16 protein-coding genes and 1 pseudogene are annotated in these 15,173 nt (G+C 63.5%); 5 read left to right on the top strand and 12 right to left on the bottom strand.

All coding sequences use genetic code 11. The features are described from left to right. Positions 1 to 37: 37 nt before the first annotated feature. The 7 genes from otnC to E1N52_RS02165 form a co-directional block, all read right to left on the bottom strand. Complete coding sequence (gene otnC, locus E1N52_RS02195; protein ID WP_133179731.1) at positions 38 to 694, bottom strand: 3-oxo-tetronate 4-phosphate decarboxylase; 657 nt, start codon at positions 692 to 694, stop codon at positions 38 to 40. Continuing rightward, the gene (gene otnK / locus E1N52_RS02190; protein ID WP_133179729.1) at positions 691 to 2,016 is read right to left on the bottom strand and encodes a 3-oxo-tetronate kinase; all 1,326 of its coding nucleotides are present in this window, start codon (positions 2,014 to 2,016) and stop codon (positions 691 to 693) included. Before otnK ends, otnC begins: the two co-directional genes overlap by 4 nt. A gap of 19 nt (positions 2,017 to 2,035) precedes the next feature. Next, positions 2,036 to 2,926, bottom strand: coding sequence for an L-threonate dehydrogenase (ltnD, locus tag E1N52_RS02185; RefSeq protein WP_133179728.1), 891 nt, complete (start codon positions 2,924 to 2,926; stop codon positions 2,036 to 2,038). 79 nt (positions 2,927 to 3,005) lie between these two features. Further along, a complete protein-coding gene (locus E1N52_RS02180) occupies positions 3,006 to 3,710 on the bottom strand; it encodes a FadR/GntR family transcriptional regulator (protein WP_133179727.1) in 705 nt (234 codons plus the stop codon). A 126-nt stretch (positions 3,711 to 3,836) separates the two neighbouring features. Further along, positions 3,837 to 4,151: an AtuA-related protein gene (locus E1N52_RS02175; RefSeq protein ID WP_133179726.1), complete on the bottom strand. Its 315-nt coding sequence runs from the start codon at positions 4,149 to 4,151 to the stop codon at positions 3,837 to 3,839. Further along, positions 4,138 to 5,511 carry an acyclic terpene utilization AtuA family protein gene (locus E1N52_RS02170; protein WP_133179725.1) on the bottom strand — a complete coding sequence of 458 codons (1,374 nt, stop codon included), beginning with the start codon at positions 5,509 to 5,511 and terminating at the stop codon, positions 4,138 to 4,140. Before E1N52_RS02170 ends, E1N52_RS02175 begins: the two co-directional genes overlap by 14 nt. 18 nt (positions 5,512 to 5,529) lie before the next feature. Continuing rightward, on the bottom strand, positions 5,530 to 6,834 hold the full coding sequence (locus E1N52_RS02165) for a CitMHS family transporter (protein ID WP_133179724.1): 1,305 nt from the start codon (positions 6,832 to 6,834) through the stop codon (positions 5,530 to 5,532). A 98-nt stretch (positions 6,835 to 6,932) separates the two neighbouring features. Between E1N52_RS02165 and E1N52_RS02160 the strand changes: the two genes are divergently transcribed. The 4 genes from E1N52_RS02160 to E1N52_RS02145 all read left to right on the top strand — a co-directional run bounded on the left by E1N52_RS02160 (position 6,933) and on the right by E1N52_RS02145 (position 9,424). After that, positions 6,933 to 7,844, top strand: coding sequence for a LysR family transcriptional regulator (locus tag E1N52_RS02160; protein ID WP_133179723.1), 912 nt, complete (start codon positions 6,933 to 6,935; stop codon positions 7,842 to 7,844). 120 nt (positions 7,845 to 7,964) lie between these two features. Then, positions 7,965 to 8,513, top strand: coding sequence for a carboxymuconolactone decarboxylase family protein (locus tag E1N52_RS02155; protein ID WP_133179722.1), 549 nt, complete (start codon positions 7,965 to 7,967; stop codon positions 8,511 to 8,513). 273 nt (positions 8,514 to 8,786) lie between these two features. Beyond that, the gene (locus tag E1N52_RS02150; protein ID WP_133179721.1) at positions 8,787 to 8,969 is read left to right on the top strand and encodes a hypothetical protein; all 183 of its coding nucleotides are present in this window, start codon (positions 8,787 to 8,789) and stop codon (positions 8,967 to 8,969) included. A gap of 275 nt (positions 8,970 to 9,244) precedes the next feature. Continuing rightward, positions 9,245 to 9,424, top strand: coding sequence for a hypothetical protein (locus tag E1N52_RS02145; protein WP_133179720.1), 180 nt, complete (start codon positions 9,245 to 9,247; stop codon positions 9,422 to 9,424). Between the two features lie 83 nt (positions 9,425 to 9,507). Here the strand turns inward: E1N52_RS02145 and yfiB are convergent, their stop codons facing one another. From yfiB to yfiR, 3 genes are all read right to left on the bottom strand, one after another. Then, positions 9,508 to 10,020 carry an outer membrane lipoprotein YfiB gene (gene yfiB / locus E1N52_RS02140; RefSeq protein WP_133179719.1) on the bottom strand — a complete coding sequence of 171 codons (513 nt, stop codon included), beginning with the start codon at positions 10,018 to 10,020 and terminating at the stop codon, positions 9,508 to 9,510. A gap of 82 nt (positions 10,021 to 10,102) precedes the next feature. Continuing rightward, positions 10,103 to 11,371, bottom strand: coding sequence for a diguanylate cyclase DgcN/YfiN (gene dgcN, locus E1N52_RS02135; RefSeq protein ID WP_133179718.1), 1,269 nt, complete (start codon positions 11,369 to 11,371; stop codon positions 10,103 to 10,105). Further along, complete coding sequence (yfiR, locus tag E1N52_RS02130; protein ID WP_484217448.1) at positions 11,368 to 11,931, bottom strand: regulatory sequestration protein YfiR; 564 nt, start codon at positions 11,929 to 11,931, stop codon at positions 11,368 to 11,370. Before yfiR ends, dgcN begins: the two co-directional genes overlap by 4 nt. Here yfiR and E1N52_RS45750 point away from each other — a divergent pair. Beyond that, the gene (locus E1N52_RS45750; RefSeq protein WP_484217449.1) at positions 11,816 to 12,409 is read left to right on the top strand and encodes a hypothetical protein; all 594 of its coding nucleotides are present in this window, start codon (positions 11,816 to 11,818) and stop codon (positions 12,407 to 12,409) included. The genes yfiR and E1N52_RS45750 overlap by 116 nt on opposite strands. 38 nt (positions 12,410 to 12,447) lie before the next feature. Here the strand turns inward: E1N52_RS45750 and E1N52_RS02120 are convergent, their stop codons facing one another. Both E1N52_RS02120 and E1N52_RS02115 read right to left on the bottom strand, forming a co-directional pair. Beyond that, positions 12,448 to 13,542 carry a branched-chain amino acid aminotransferase gene (locus tag E1N52_RS02120; RefSeq protein ID WP_133179715.1) on the bottom strand — a complete coding sequence of 365 codons (1,095 nt, stop codon included), beginning with the start codon at positions 13,540 to 13,542 and terminating at the stop codon, positions 12,448 to 12,450. A 162-nt stretch (positions 13,543 to 13,704) separates the two neighbouring features. Then, positions 13,705 to 14,815 (bottom strand): annotated as a pseudogene (locus tag E1N52_RS02115) (2-isopropylmalate synthase); the annotation flags it as partial. Between the last annotated feature and the right edge of the window lie 358 nt (positions 14,816 to 15,173).

The raw sequence follows: 15,173 nt of genomic DNA, 5'->3' as shown, positions 1-15,173 counted from the left end.
GCGTCGGCGCGCGGAAAGCTCGATGTGCCCGCGCGGGCTACCAGCGCGCGCCGAACACGGTGCGCAACTCCTCGAGCGCGGTGTCGTCGAGCGGCGCGGGGCGCGGGTTCGTCATCAGCCACAAGCGCGCCGTCTCTTCCAGTTCTTCGAGCACGTACGAAGCCTGCGAAACGGAACGCTCCCATACGACGGGCCCGAGCCGTTCGAGCAGCACGCCGCGCACGCTATCGGCGAGCGAAGAGATCTGTTGCGCGACCTGGGGATCGCCGGGACGCCGGTAGCGGATCAGCGGAATATGCCCGACCTTCATCACGTAGTACGGCGTGATGGGCGGCAGCACGTCGGCGTCGCTCCAGACGCCCGCGAGTGTGAGCGCGACGAGGTGTGTCGAATGCGTATGCACGATGCCGCGCGCTTCGCGGTTGCGCTCGTAGACGCCGCGATGCAGCGCCAGCGTTTTCGAAGGCTTGCCGCCCGAAACCGCGTTGCCGTCGAGGTCGACCTTCGCGATCTCTGCGGGATCGAGCCGACCCAGGCACGCATCCGTCGGCGTGATGAGCCAGCCGTCGTCGAGCCGCGCGCTGATGTTGCCCGCGCTGCCGACGGTGTAACCGCGCTCGTACAGGCTCGCGCCCGTTACGCAGATTTCTTCGCGGACTTTCGCTTCGCCGCTCGTGTGAATGGCAGCCGTCATTGCGTGCCTCCGTCGAGCACACGCAGCGCCTTCGCGAAGAAGTCGACTGCGCCGAAGTTGCCGGACTTGAGTGCGAGCGCAAGCGGTTCGGCAGCGATCGTGGCCGTTGCGGGCACGCCTGGATCGATCTGCTTGCCGATGCGCAGCATGTCCACGCCAAGCGCCTGCACCACCGCGCCCGAGGTCTCGCCGCCTGCGACAACGAACTTGCGCACGCCGAGATCGCGCAGACCGCGCGCGATCGACGCGAGCGTGCGTTCGACCAGTTCGCCGGCTTGCGCCACGCCCAGTTCGCGCTGTGTCGCCTTCACCTCGTCGGGCGATGCCGTCGCGTAGATCAGCACGGGCTGCTGCTGCGCCGCGTGCATGTGCTCGCGCGCGAAAGCCAACGCTTGCTCGACGACGGGTTCGCCACGCGCCGCCGCAAGCGGATCGATGCGGAACGCGGGACGCGTTTCGCGCCATGCGGCAACCTGGGCATTCGTCGCCTTCGACGCACTGCCCGCCAGCACCGCCGACACGCCGTCGATATGCGGCAGCTCGCCTGCATCGGCGGAATCGGCGAGCCAACCTGCGCGGCGGAAATTCGCGGGCAACCCGAGCGCGACACCCGAGCCACCTGTGATCAGTGGCAAGTCCGCGCACGCTTCGCCGAGCGTGTAGAGATCGGCATCGGAGACAGCATCGGCGATTGCCATGCGCACGCCATCGGCACGCAACGCCTCGATCGATGCGCGCACGGCTTGCGCGCCTTGCGCCACGGCGTCGTAGCGCACGAGGCCGACTTTCGAGCGCGTCTGACGTTGCAGCACGCGCACGAGGTTCGCGTCCGTCATCGGCGTGAGCGGATGATGCTCCATGCCCGACTCGTTCAGCAGCACGTCGCCGACGAACAGATGCCCGCGGTAAATCGTGCGGCCGTTCTCCGGAAACGCGGGACACGCGATCGTGAACGGCGCGTCGCCTCCATTGCGCGACAGCGCTTCGAGCAGCGCGTCGGCGACGGGCCCGATGTTGCCTTGATCGGTCGAATCGAAGGTCGAGCAGTACTTGAAGAAGAACTGGCGGCAGCCTTGCGCGCGCAGCCATTCGAGTGCGGCAAGCGCCTGCGCCACGGCGTCGGCGGCGTCGATCGTGCGCGACTTCAGCGCGACCACGAGCGCGTCGGCTTCGATGCGCGTGTCGGCGCCAGGCACGCCGATCGTCTGCACGGTGCGCATGCCGCCGCGCACCAGCATGTTTGCGAGATCGGTCGCGCCCGTGAAATCGTCGGCGATGCAGCCGAGCAGCGGCTTGCCGGTAGAGGCGTTCGTATTCGTCATGTCGTTGCGCCCTTCCCGCTTAGCGCTTCGCGGGCACGTCGATGCCCGGGAAGATCTTGATGACAGCCGAATCGTCTTCGCCGCCGTGGCCGGCCGTCGAGGCCATCATGAACATCTGATGCGCAGCCGCCGACAACGGCAGCGGAAACTTCGAGCGTCGCGCGGTATCGAGCACGAGGCCGAGATCCTTGACGAAGATGTCGACGGCCGACAGCGGCGTGTAATCGCCGTTGAGAATGTGCGGTACGCGATTTTCGAACATCCACGAGTTGCCGGCGCTGTGCGTAATCACGTCGTAGAGCGCATCGGGATCGACGCCTTCGCGAAGACCGAGCGCCATCGCCTCAGCGGCGGCAGCGATGTGCACGCCCGCGAGCAACTGGTTGATGATCTTCACCTTCGAGCCCGCGCCGTGCTGCTCGCCCAGACGATAGACCTTGCCCGCCATCGCGGCGAGCACGTCCTCGCACGCGGCATACGCGGCCGCAGGGCCGGACGTCATCATCGTCATTTCGCCCGATGCCGCGCGCGCCGCGCCGCCTGATACCGGCGCATCGAGCAGTTGCAGGCCGGCCGCTTCCACGCGGCGGCCGAGGTCGATCGCGAAGTCGGGCGCAACCGTCGCGCACGCAATCACGACGCCGCCCGGCTTCATCGACTTCACAGCGCCCTGCTCGCCGAGCAGCACCGTTTCCGTTTGTGCGGCATTGACGACGAGCGTGACGACCACATCGCATTGCGCGCCAAGCTCGGCGGGACTCGCGCAGGCCGTGCCGCCAGCGGCCACGAACTGGTCGAGCACTTCGCGGCGCACGTCGCACGCATGGACGTTGAAACCGCCGCGCAGTAGGGAACGCGCGACCCCCATACCCATCGCGCCCAGACCGATCACTCCGACATTTCTCGACATACCCTTTCCTCTACGAACAGTGCTGCAGACTGCGCGCTGCGCATCGCGAGCGAATGCGTCTGCAAAATGCGCCTGTGAATCAGCAGATACCGGCTTCGGCCAGACGGCGCGCCGCGTTGTACATGTGGGTTTGCGCGGCATTGCGCGCGGCCATCGGGTCGCCTGCGCGGATCGCCGCGGCGATCGCTGCGTGTTCGTCGCGCACCTGCCGCGAGAAGTCCTCGCGCAGCGCCTCGTTGCGGCGCGTGATGACCGTGCCCGCTTCGAGGTATTGATTGAGAAACGTCAGCGTCTTCAGAAAGTACGGATTGCCCGTCACGCTGGCGATCGCGCGGTGAAACGCGACGTCTTCGGCAACGCCGTCGCGGCCGTCGGCGACGGCTTCATCGATCTTTTTGAGCGCGGCGTCGATCGCCATCATGTCGGCGTCGGTGCGGCGCATGGCGGCTTCCGCCGCGACTTCGGCTTCGATCGCGCGGCGCACCGCGAGGATCTGCAGCACCGAGCCGCCTTCCATCGCTTCCGCGTAGTCGATGCGCAGCGGCCGGATTGCGCCATGCGCGGCCACGTACACGCCGCTGCCCTGGCGCGGCTCGACCACACCCTCGTTCTTCAGGCGCGAAATGGCCTCGCGGATCACCGTGCGGCTGACGCCGAACTCCTGGGCGAGCACGGCTTCCGTCGGCAGCTTACCGCCGCGCGCGAACGTGCCCTTGTCGATCTGTGCGAGCAGCTGTTGCGCGACGGTGTCGCTCAGCGCCCGGTTGGGAATTTTCTCGAACATATCAGCAGATTTGCCATGTCATAGGGTCATCATACAAATTTTAGGACATGGGTCTGCATTGGGGAGAACCCTTAAGGCTCAATCGTGTTTCCCGCGGCGGCGTTAGGAAAGCGCGCCGCGTTGCGTTCAATCAGGAACGTCGTCCACTTCGAGATCAAGGAGCGCCATGCTCATCGACTTGCCGTGCGCATCCAGCGCCAGCGAACGCGTCACGCCCCCACCCAGCGCGTTGCCGAGCACAAAATTGAACGCGCCCAGAAGCGGCAGTTCGTAGCGCACGACCTCGCCTTTGACCACGTCGGCGAGATGCGCCTTGACGCGCTCCGGCGTCAAGACGTTGCGCAGATGGGCGAAGTGCTTCGCGTCGTAGCAGATCACCGAGATGTTCAGCGTATTGCCTTTGTCGCCAGTGCGGCCATGGGCCAGTTCACGCAGTTTCATCGCTTGCCTCTACAAATTGGAATACCGGATTCACCTGTTCGCGTGGCAGAAGCACGGACTGCACGGCGAGCACCTCACGAGTCGATTTCGTGACGCCCCCGCCGCCCGCAGGCCCATTGGTATAGAGCGTTTCGACCTCGTTGCCGATGCGCGCCACTTCCTTTGCGTTCGCTACGCGCCCCGCCACGCGAACGCGCACTTCGTACGGCGCGTCGTGATGTGCCGCAAGGGCGTCGCCATACAGCGCATTCACGCCGATCAGGTCGAAACGCAGTTCGCTCGTGTCGACGCCCGTGGCCGCGAGGCGCTCCCGCACGATGTCGAGCGCAAGTCGCGCGCGTTCAACCGCGCCCGGTCCACCGTAGGAAATCTGTCCCTCTCCGATATAGCCATCCACATACGCGACCGACACCTTCAGCGTTCCGGTTCGAGCGCTACCGCGTCCGCCCGTTACGCGCACGCGGTCTTTCTCCTCTTCTACGACACGCACCCCGGTGAAATCAGCGACGACATCGGGTTGCAAGTAGCGTTGCGGATCGTGAATCTCGTAGAGCAATTGCTCCTTGCATGTCGCCTCGGTCACGCGGCCGCCCGCATGCGGCACCTTCGTCACGACGACGCTGCCATCGGCGCTCACTTCGCCGATCGGAAAACCCAGCCGCGCGAGATCCGGTACGTCCTTGAAACCGGGATCGGCGAAGTAGCCGCCCGTCACCTGCCCCGCGCATTCGAGCAAATGACCGACGACGGTCGCCTGCCCGAGCGTGTCCCAGTCGCCCATGTGCCAGCCGAACTCGTGAATGAGCGGCGCCGTGAACAAGGACGGGTCCGCGACGCGCCCCGTCAGCACGATATCCGCGCCCGCCGCGAGCGCTTCGACAATCGGCGCCGCACCGAGATACGCATTCGCCGAAACGATTCGGTCTGCGTATTGACTGACATCGTCGCCGGATTCTTCGAAGCGCAGTTGGGACCGCAAGACGACATCGAGCACATCGTCGCCGGTGACTGCGGCAATCTTCAGTCCGCTGAGTCCAAGTTCACGTGCAATCTGCGCGGTCTTGATCGCCGCCGCGCGCGGATTGGCCGCGCCCATGTTCGAAATGATGCGTACGCGGTTGCGCACGGCGACCGGCAGTACGGCGCGCATGCGGGATTCGAGCAGCGGATCGTAGCCGAGTTCGGGATCGTGACGGCGCGCCTGCTGGGCGATCGCGACCGTGCGTTCCGCGAGGCATTCGAATACGAGGTAATCGAGCGCGCCGTGCTCCGCGAGTTCGACAGCAGGCTCGATGCGGTCGCCCGAGTAGCCTGCGCCCGCGCCTATCCGTACGCGCTTCGATGATTCGGTCCGGTTCATGACTTCTACCACTCCTCTTTACAGCGGAAACACGCCCAGCACGACGCACGCGATCGTCATGACGATCGACGCGCCGAACAGCAGCGGAAACGTGAACTTCTGATGATCGGCGAGATCGATTCCACACAGGCCGACGACGAGAAACGTCGCTGGCGTGAGCGGGCTCACGGGAAAACCGGTGGTCATCTGGCCGAGCAGCGCCGCTTGTCCGATATGCACCGCCGGCACGCCGAGCTGCGACGCCACTTCGGCGATCACCGGCAGCACGCCGAAATAGAACGAATCGGGATCGAAGAGCATCGAGAGCGGCATCGACAGCACGCCGAGCACGACCGGAATGTGCCCGGCAAACGCAGGCGGCACGAAACCGACCGCTGCCTGCGCCATCGCCTTGAGCATGCCGCTGCCCTGCATGATGCCGGTGAACACGCCCGCTGCGAGCAGAATGCCCGCCATCATCAGCGCGGCGCGCGCGTGGGCGTCGACGCGCTTTCGCTGCATGTCGACGTTCGGGTAATTCACCATCAGCGCAATGCACAAGCCCACCATGAACATGATCGCGGGCGGAATCTTCTCGCCCATCACGACCATCGTGCCGAGCACGACGATCGTCAGCACGATGTTGAACCAGAAGTTCTTCGGGCGGCGCAGCGCCTGCTCCTCGGGTGTGAGTTCACGTTTGGGCAGCGGAATCGTGCCGCTGGCAGAGGAATAGCCAAGGCGCTTTTCCTCACGGCGGCCGAGCCACCAGGCCATGCTGAACACGAACACCAGGCCGATCGCCTGGACCGGAATCAGCGGATTGAAAAGCGCCGAAATCGGCAGATGCAGCGACGCCGATGCGCGGATCATCGGCCCTGTCCATGGCAGGAAGTTGATGCCGGCCGCCATCGAAACGGCCGCGGCCAGCACGCGCTTGTCCATGTTCAGGCGCTCATACAGCGGCAGCATGGCGGGGATCGTGACGATAAAGCAGACGGCGCCCGAGCCGTCGAGGTGAATGAGCAGCGCGAGCAGCGTCGTGCCCACCACGATACGCGTCGGTCTGGTGCCGACCGTGCGCAGGATGCGGTCGATGATCGGATCGAGCGTGCCCGCATCCGTGATCGTGCCGAAATAGAGAATCGCGAACACGAACATGCCGACGACGGGCGCGAGGCCCTTCAACCCGTCGATAACGAACTTGCTCGTCTGGAAGCCGAATCCGCCAATCAGCGACGCGACGATCGGCACGATGATGAGCGCGACGAGCGGCGACATGCGTTTTGAAAGAATCGCGGCCAGCAACACCACGATCGTCACGAGCCCCAGCAAAGCCAGCATGTTGTGTCTCCAGTCTTGTCTTTTAGTGCGGACCAGCGTAAGTTCGGCGCTGCAATAACACAATTGAAATGAATTGATCGCAGCTATCACAGTTCGTTATGGATCTCAATCTCCGCGACATTCGTGCTTTCGTGACCGTGGCGCACGCGGGCAACTTCACGCGCGCGGCGGCCCGGCTGCATTTGTCGCAGCCCGCGCTAACCGTGCAGATTCGACGCCTCGAGGAAACGGTGGGCGCGCGCTTGTTCGATCGCAACAGCCGCAGCGTTGCGCTGACCCAAACGGGGCGCGAACTGCTGCCTATCCTGACGCGATCGCTAAGCGATATGGAGCAGGCCCTGCGAGATGCGCGCGCGCTCGGTGACGGATCGAGCGGCACGGTGCGGCTCGCGTGTCTGCCGACGTTCGCCGCCAGCGCGCTGCCCGAGCTGATCCAGGCGTTTCGCAAGCGCGTGCCACAGGCGCGGTTTCAGGTTCGCGATGTCGTCGCGAGCGCTGTCAACGCGCTCGTGCGCAATGAAGAGGTGGATATCGGCCTGACGGGCGGTCACAGCGTCGATGCGACGCTCGATGTCCTGCAGACGGGCGAGGATCGCCTCGTGATCGTGTGCCCGAAGACCCACCCGCTAGCCCGCAAGCGCAAGGTGACAGTCGATGACTTCGCTTCGATGCCGCTCGTGCTGACCGCGCCGGGAACCAGTGTGCGTGCGGTTGTGGACGCCGCGCTGTCGAACGCACGTTGCACGTCCGATATCGCGTGCGAGCCGATGTACATGATGACCGCCGTTGCGATGGTGCGCGGGGGTCTCGGAATCTCCGTACTGCCGGAGTCCGCGCGCGAAGTGCATGCCGAGCGTGGTCTCGTCATGCGGCCGATCGACGATCCGGCGTTCGTGCGCCCGATTGCGCTTGTTAAGAAACGTGGACGGACGCTGCCTCGCGTGACTGAGGATTTTGTCGATACGGTTGATCTTGGGGGCAAGGTGGAGGGTAACGCTGCCGACGCGTAGCGGTCCGAGAATGATTCGGCTCATTACATGCCTTGTAATTGGCGAGCCTCGTGTCTCTCACTAACCTGTGATTGTCGCGTGATCGATCTCTGCGATACCGTCAACTCCCAAGGAAATATTGTGGCTCACTTCCCCATCTATACGCTGGATTCCGCCCCTGAACAATCGAAGCCCGCGCTGAACGGGCTCGCCCAGGCCTTCGGCATGGTGCCCAATATCGCTGGCGCAATTGCCGGCTCGCCGAAGCTGATCAATGGCCTCGTCGGTCTGTTTCAGCAGGCGCACGGCGGCAACTTTTCCGAAGCGCACGTGCAGGTGCTGCTGCTCACCAATGCGGTGACCAATGGCGCCACCTGGCCGGTCGCATTCCACTCGTGCCTCGGTCTCAAGGAAGGCCTGAGCGAGGCCGACGTGCAGGCGATCCGCGAACGCCGCCTCCCGCAGGATCCCAAGCTCGCGGCACTGTCGCGCCTGGCACGCACGCTGATCGAAAAGCGCGGCCGCGTCGATGATGACGATATCGCTGCGTTCACCGAAGCTGGCTTCGATCAGGCACTCGTGCTCGACGTCATTCTCGTGGTCGCCGCCTCGACGATCACGAACTACACCGCAAGCGTCACCCAGCCTCCCCTCGAAGAAATGTTCCAGCCCTACGCGTGGAATGCGTGAAGTGAGTTTGAGCGGCGGGAGCACTACTAAAACCCGCCGCCGCGGAATGCCTCGTTCAAGAGGGTCTTTGATCCGCCGGCTCCTCTAAACCACGGTGTAGACCGACCAACCAGGTGCGTACCAGATTCTTACACCCAGGCCACGAAACTTTTTAATCGCACTCCTAAGCACACTCGATTTGCAAAGAAGTGCGCCACGCAATACACGCGCGGCTTGAGTCGCGGCCTCTTTCGCGATCCTGCAGCGGCGATCGTTGAAGAACAGGAGCCAGTCATGAAGGACGTGAGTGCACCGACGGCAGCTTCGTTTCACTACACACTCATCGTTTCGTGCAATCGCGATGGAGGGTTGGAGCGCACCTGGCGGGACGAAAGTGCCAACGACTTCTTCGGAACTGAGGATCTGCTATCGCAGGCTTACGAAGATGCGGTGCATGTCGGAGTGGTGGCCGACTGATCGACAACCGTAGCGCGCGCCGGCTTCATCGAAGCGCCTCGATTACCCGTGAGGTAATTGAATCGCGGTCATGCGATCCCTATGATTCGCTTACATCCTCGGGAAAGAGGAAAAAGAACGGTGCAGTAGCTAGACAGGACGATCGGCCGATCATGGAAAGACGAAATCAGGTATGCGAAGCATTGCAGCGAATCAGCGACAAAGCCGCCTTCGGTATCACGTGGAAAAGCATTGCGCGGGCTGTCCGGCCGCGGACTATACGTTGGAGAGTTCAAATGGATGAACTTCATGATAAGGGGCTCTCTCATCCCCTGATAGCAGGAGCCGCGATCTATTTCACCGAGGTCATGGCGAGTGTCGACTCGAGTATCGGTCGCGCATTGATCGTGGTGGCCGGCGGGCTCGCGCTTCAGATCTATCGCAAGTTCATGCGATGCAATTGCCGCGTCGAGTAACGCGTCGTGCGGAGGGCGCTTCTACGACGCTGTGATGCGGACACAGCAGATCAAGATGCCCATAGACGGAACTCCGCACCGGCTCAGCGCGGCGAGACGACAATTGCGACCCGGCGGTTTTGTGCGCGGCCGGCTTCCGTGCGGTTGTCGCCCACCGGGTCGCGCTTGCCCTTCCCGATGATTTCGATGTGTTCGGCAGGAAGGCCAGTGTCGACCAGTTCGAGCGCGACGACCTCCGCACGGCGTCTGGATAACTCGAGGTCATAGGCGTTCGTGCCCTCCCCGTCGCTATAGCCATAGACGCGCATGCTGGTAAGCCCCGCCCCCTTAAGCGTGTGGCCAACGCGCTCGACAATCCGGCGGGCATCGGGCTTGAGGTTGTAGCGGTCGAAGTCGAACAGGATGGGTCCGGTCAAGCCGAACTCGAAACCCTGCTCGGTCTCCTGGAACCCCGCCGACGTGAGTGCCTGAACCTGCGTCTGCGTCAGACCGCGGTAAAGCGGCGGCGTTTTGCAGCCTCCAAGCAGCAGACACAGGAGTAGCGCGCTCCCGACGCCTGTTCGCCAGATACCTGCAGGAAACGAGTGCTTATTCATTACATTCCCCTCGAGCACGCCGGCCAGGCGCGCACTATTTCGAATTCCTGCGGCGGGGCCAGCTGCTGTGCCATGCCATCCGTCAAGCCGGGCCGGCGACACCTTCGGCAAACTGCCACGAGCCCGGCCGCGCGCGCTTGGCCCGGTACATCGCTGCATCTGCAGCGCGCATCAAGCCGGTCGCGTCGCTCGCGTGATCGGGATACAGCGCAATCCCGATGCTCATCATGGTGGCCGCCGTGCGGCCATCGGGCAACGTGATCGACGGCGTCATGCCGGACAGTATGTCCTCGGCGATGCGGGCGGCGCTGGCCAGTTCGCGCATCGGCGCCAGCATCACCGCGAATTCGTCTCCGCCCAGGCGCGCAACCAGATCGACCTCGCACAACTGCGTGCGCAGTCGCGCCGCAATGCCGATCAGCACCGCGTCGCCGGCGTCATGGCCGAGGCAGTCGTTGATCTCCTTGAAACGGTCACAGTCGAGATAGAGGACGGCGACCCGCTGCTCCATCACCATGGCCTCGTCCAGGGCGCGCTTGAGGCGAGCCTCGAACTGCAAACGATTGGGCAGGCCAGTGAGCGCATCGTGAGTTGCCTTGTGTTCGAGCGACGCGTTTTCGTCGCGCAGATTGTTTTGCCAGTCTTCGAATTCATCGAGCAAGGCGTTGAAATCGTCGCCTAGCTGGTTCAATTCGGCAATCGCAGCGGGCTCGACACGCCGCTCGAACGCGCGTTCGCGCCGCACTGCGTGGGCGACGCCGGCCAGCGCGCGCAGCGGAGCGACGATGTTGCGCACCACGCGCTTCGAGCTGACATAGGCGCCAAGCACGCTAACGGCGAGGCAGGCCAGGATACCCCCGACGCCGCCGAGCAGGAAGCCGAAGAACTGGTGACCCTGGCCACGCACTTCGACGTAACCGACGACGATGCCGTCGTGCAGCACCCGTATAGTCACGGGCCCGGGCAGCGCAACGTCGGCGACTGCCCGCTCGAGCCGGGCGATCGCACTGGCGGCAGGCGAGCGCCATGCCGCGAACGGCCGCCCCCTGGTATCCGTGACGACGATCTCAGCCACGTCCTCTTCTTTGGCGATCAGCTCGATCGCCTGGGTTGCTGCGACGCGGTCGCCGAACACCAGCGCCGCCTCGACTGTATACCCGAGCGAGCGGGCCAGCAGGTTCAGGTTGTTGCCGGCGTAAGCCCGCAACGCAATCACGGCGACCATGATCAACGACACCGCGGCCATTGTGACAGCGACGAACGCCAGACGCAGGTGCGCGCGGCGCAATACGCCTTGCAGCGTCGGGCGCGGCGTAGGCGGAGGGGAAACGGGGGGCGCGGGCTGTGTCATGGCGTCACCGGCCGCCGCGCGAGGTTGAGCACATTCGGGTGGACGCGTACACCGCTGCGCGCCACGGCATCGAGATTGATATCGAACGTGACGCGATCGACATCGACATTGAGGCAGAACATGCTGCCCGCGGTGCAGGACGGATCGTGCTCTGCAATCGTTAGGACCGGATGGCCGGCCAGGGCGGCGCTGACCTGCTGTCGCTCGGAGGCGCTCAGCTCGCCTAGATAGACGACCTGGCAGGTCGTGCCGAGGGTGGAATCATCAAACTGGACGTGCTGCACCTCGAGCGGCGTCGAGCCGGCCTGCAGCGTATCGACGAGGCCCTGCGCGTAGTCGGGCCGGCCCGTCACGCACAGGTGCAGGCGCTCGGGCGGCGTCGGCCAGCGCGTAAAGCTGATGATGCCCAGCACGACCTGGCGCACGGCGGCGTCGCGTGGCGAAATGGCGGAATCGGCACGGCTGGCACCGGTAACGGCGTACGCCGTGCTGGCTGGATCGACCGACCTGGCGGGTGCGTCGGCGTGCGAGGCCGGTGCCGCGCCCAGCGCGCAAGCCACTGCGAGCAAGACATGGCGAAGCAAGGCCGACCAGGCAGGCCGGCCAAACGTCGCCAGCGCAATGATCTCCGTTGCGCACCTTGGCGTCATTGCAGTCGCACGACAGGCGCCCGACGCACGCACGCTCGCATCCATGATGAAAACAGTCTTTGGTGTCGATCCGCGCGCTGCCTTCTGGCTCCCGCCAGTTGGGGGCCTGCACCAGCTTGTGCGCATCGAGATTCATCTTAGGCGCAAAGTCGCACAATCAACCAGTCGGAAGCACCTGCTTTCGTTGTGGCCATCGACGATTGCCGCTTTGCAGATGATTGGTCTGAACATTGGCGCGTCCAAACCGTCGGGGCAGGCCTGGGGCGTCGGCCAGGCTGCCAGGAAGGGAGAGCGTGTCGAAGCGCGCAGGGCGTGCGCGCGTTCGATCGTCGGTGTTAAGTGGATTGGATTGGTCCTGTCGTCGGCACAAGCGTCAAGCAGCGAGTGATGGTTTGCATGCCTGCACACGGATTCCAGGAAAATCGCTTAAGACACCTTGTGGATCCAGCTGAATGGATCTGCAATTTTGCCGCGCTGAATACCGGTGAGCGTAGTGCGAATTCGTTGTGTGACAGGTCCTTCGCCACCATTGCCGATCTTGAATTCGCCCGCACCGTGACGAACCTCTCCGATGGCCGTCACGACCGCTGCCGTACCACAGGCGAAGGCCTCCTTGACGCGACCGCTGATCGCATCGGCTTGCCAGGATGCAAATGCATAAGGCTCTTCGGAAACTGTGATGCCCTCCCGCTTGGCCAGCTCAATAATGGAAGCACGCGTAATACCGGGCAAGATGGTGCCCGAGAGCGGAGGTGTACGCAGGGAGCCGTCGTCCATCACGAAGAACACGTTCATGCCGCCCAGTTCTTCGATCCATTTGTGTTCCGCAGCGTCGAGGAACACGACCTGGTCGCAGCCTTTCTCTGCCGCCTCGGTTTGCGCAATCAGGCTGGCGGCATAATTTCCGCCGCACTTGGCCGCGCCTGTTCCACCTGGTGCCGCGCGGGTGTATTGGTCGGAGACCCAAACCGTGACCGCCGTCTTACCCGCCTTGAAATACGGCCCAACGGGCGAAGCGATAACACAGAACAGATACTCGTTGGCGGCTCGCACCCCGAGAAAACTCTCCGTTGCAAACATGAAAGGCCGCAGGTACAAACTGCCATCGCCGCCAGGAACCCAGTCCCGATCGATCTTCACGAGCGCATCCACTGCGCCGACAAAGAGTGCTTCGGGGAGTTCTGCCATGGACATGCGCGCTGCCGACGCGCGAAACCGCCTGGCATTCTCGTAAGGCCTGAAAAGCGAGATCGAGCCGTCGTCGCCGCGATAGGCTTTCATGCCTTCAAAAATCTCCTGCGCGTAGTGCAGGACAGCGCAGGCGGGGTCAATCTGAAACGGCCGACGCGGCTCAACTTTCGCGTCGTGCCAACCAAGGTCACTTGTCCATCGGACAGTCGCCATGTGATCGGTGAACACGCGACCAAATACCGGGCTGGCAATGCTCGCGGTGATCTCATCGTGTGGGGTCGGTGTCGTGCTGGGCGAAATAACAAACTGGGCAGTTGTTTCAGTATTCATGGTTTCTTCGAGCTATGACGAAAATAACGCGGTCGCAGGGTTCCTGCAGTCCGGCGGTCTGTGATGTGAAAGCCTTGGTCGCTGACCGTTATGGATGCGCGCTGCCGGAATTCACGCCCTCGCCCTGCCGTGCCAGGGCAACCAGCGCGCCATCGGAAACGATGGCCTCACGATCGGCGAGAGCCTTGAAGCGCGCGAACGCTGCATTCAATTCTGCATCGCTGTCCATTATGACGCCAAGCTCACGCAGGCGCTGTTTGAAGGCAGTTCGACCAGAAAGCTTCCCGAGCACGATCTTGTTTGCGCTCCAGCCTACATCTTCCGCGCGCATGATTTCGTAAGTATCGCGCGCTTTGAGCACACCGTCCTGGTGGATGCCGGACGCATGAGCGAACGCGTTGGCGCCAACGACCGCCTTGTTGGGCTGCACCGCAAATCCGGTAATCTCCGAGACCAACTGTGACGCCGCGACAATCTGGCTCGTATCGACGCGCACGTCGAGGTCGAAGTGATCGCTCCGGGTCTTGACCGCCATGACGACTTCTTCGAGCGCCGTATTCCCTGCCCGTTCGCCAAGTCCGTTGATCGTGCACTCGATCTGCCTTGCGCCGCCTGATTTCACTGCGGCTAGTGAGTTCGCCACGGCGAGGCCAAGATCATCGTGACAATGCACCGAAAAAACCGCCCGGTCTGAATTGGGAATGCGCTCGCGTAGTTCGCGGATCAGTGCTGCATAACCTTCCGGCATGGCATAGCCGACGGTATCGGGTACGTTGATCGTGGTCGCGCCTTCGGCAATGACACCCTCGAGCACCCGGCAGAGAAAGTCCATGTCTGAGCGACTAGCGTCTTCTGGCGAGAACTCTACGTCATCGGTGAAACTGCGCGCCTGACGCACTGCGCGACGCGCCTGCTCGTACACCTGGTCGGGCGACATACGGAGTTTTTTCTCCATATGCAGAGGCGATGTCGCGAGAAAGGTATGAATACGGAAACGGCTGGCTGGCCGCAGCGCTTCGGCCGCACGTGAAATATCACGCTCGTTCGCGCGTGCGAGAGAACAGATAATGCTATCTTTCACTTCGCTTGCGATTGCGCGCACTGCCTCGAAATCGCCGTCGGAGCTCGCTGCGAAGCCCGCCTCGATCACGTCGACCCGCATACGCTCGAGTTGCCTCGCGATGCGGAGTTTTTCTTCTTTTGTCATCGACGCACCCGGCGACTGCTCTCCATCCCGCAAGGTGGTATCGAAAATGATGAGTTGTTCTGCCATGCCAGTCTCCTGTAGGGATCGGCAACTGCATTGATCAGGGAATGGGGGGTAACCTTTCCCGCTTGCCCGAACGCTGGATCACAGCGCCCGACCGTTCGCGATTATAGCCAACGATATTTCAGGTGAACCTGGGGTCAACCCGCGCCTTTGAAAGCCCAGTGGCGGGCTAACGGGCGGGCCGGATGGGGATCTGCAGCGCGACCGTCGCATCGGGCGAAGGCCACGGCACAAACTGCGGTGCGTCTGGGGGCCGGCACTCCCGCGGATTGCCTTACGGTGGCGCGCATCCGGTTCGAGGACGCCTTCGCGCAGGACGTGCGGGTGGTCGTTACTGAATCCGCCACCCAGTAGCGCCCAC

Source organism: Paraburkholderia guartelaensis (assembly GCF_004353905.1).
GTDB lineage: Bacteria > Pseudomonadota > Gammaproteobacteria > Burkholderiales > Burkholderiaceae > Paraburkholderia > Paraburkholderia guartelaensis.
Note: the sequence above shows the minus strand (reverse complement) of the source record. Positions and strands in the feature narration are given on the sequence as shown.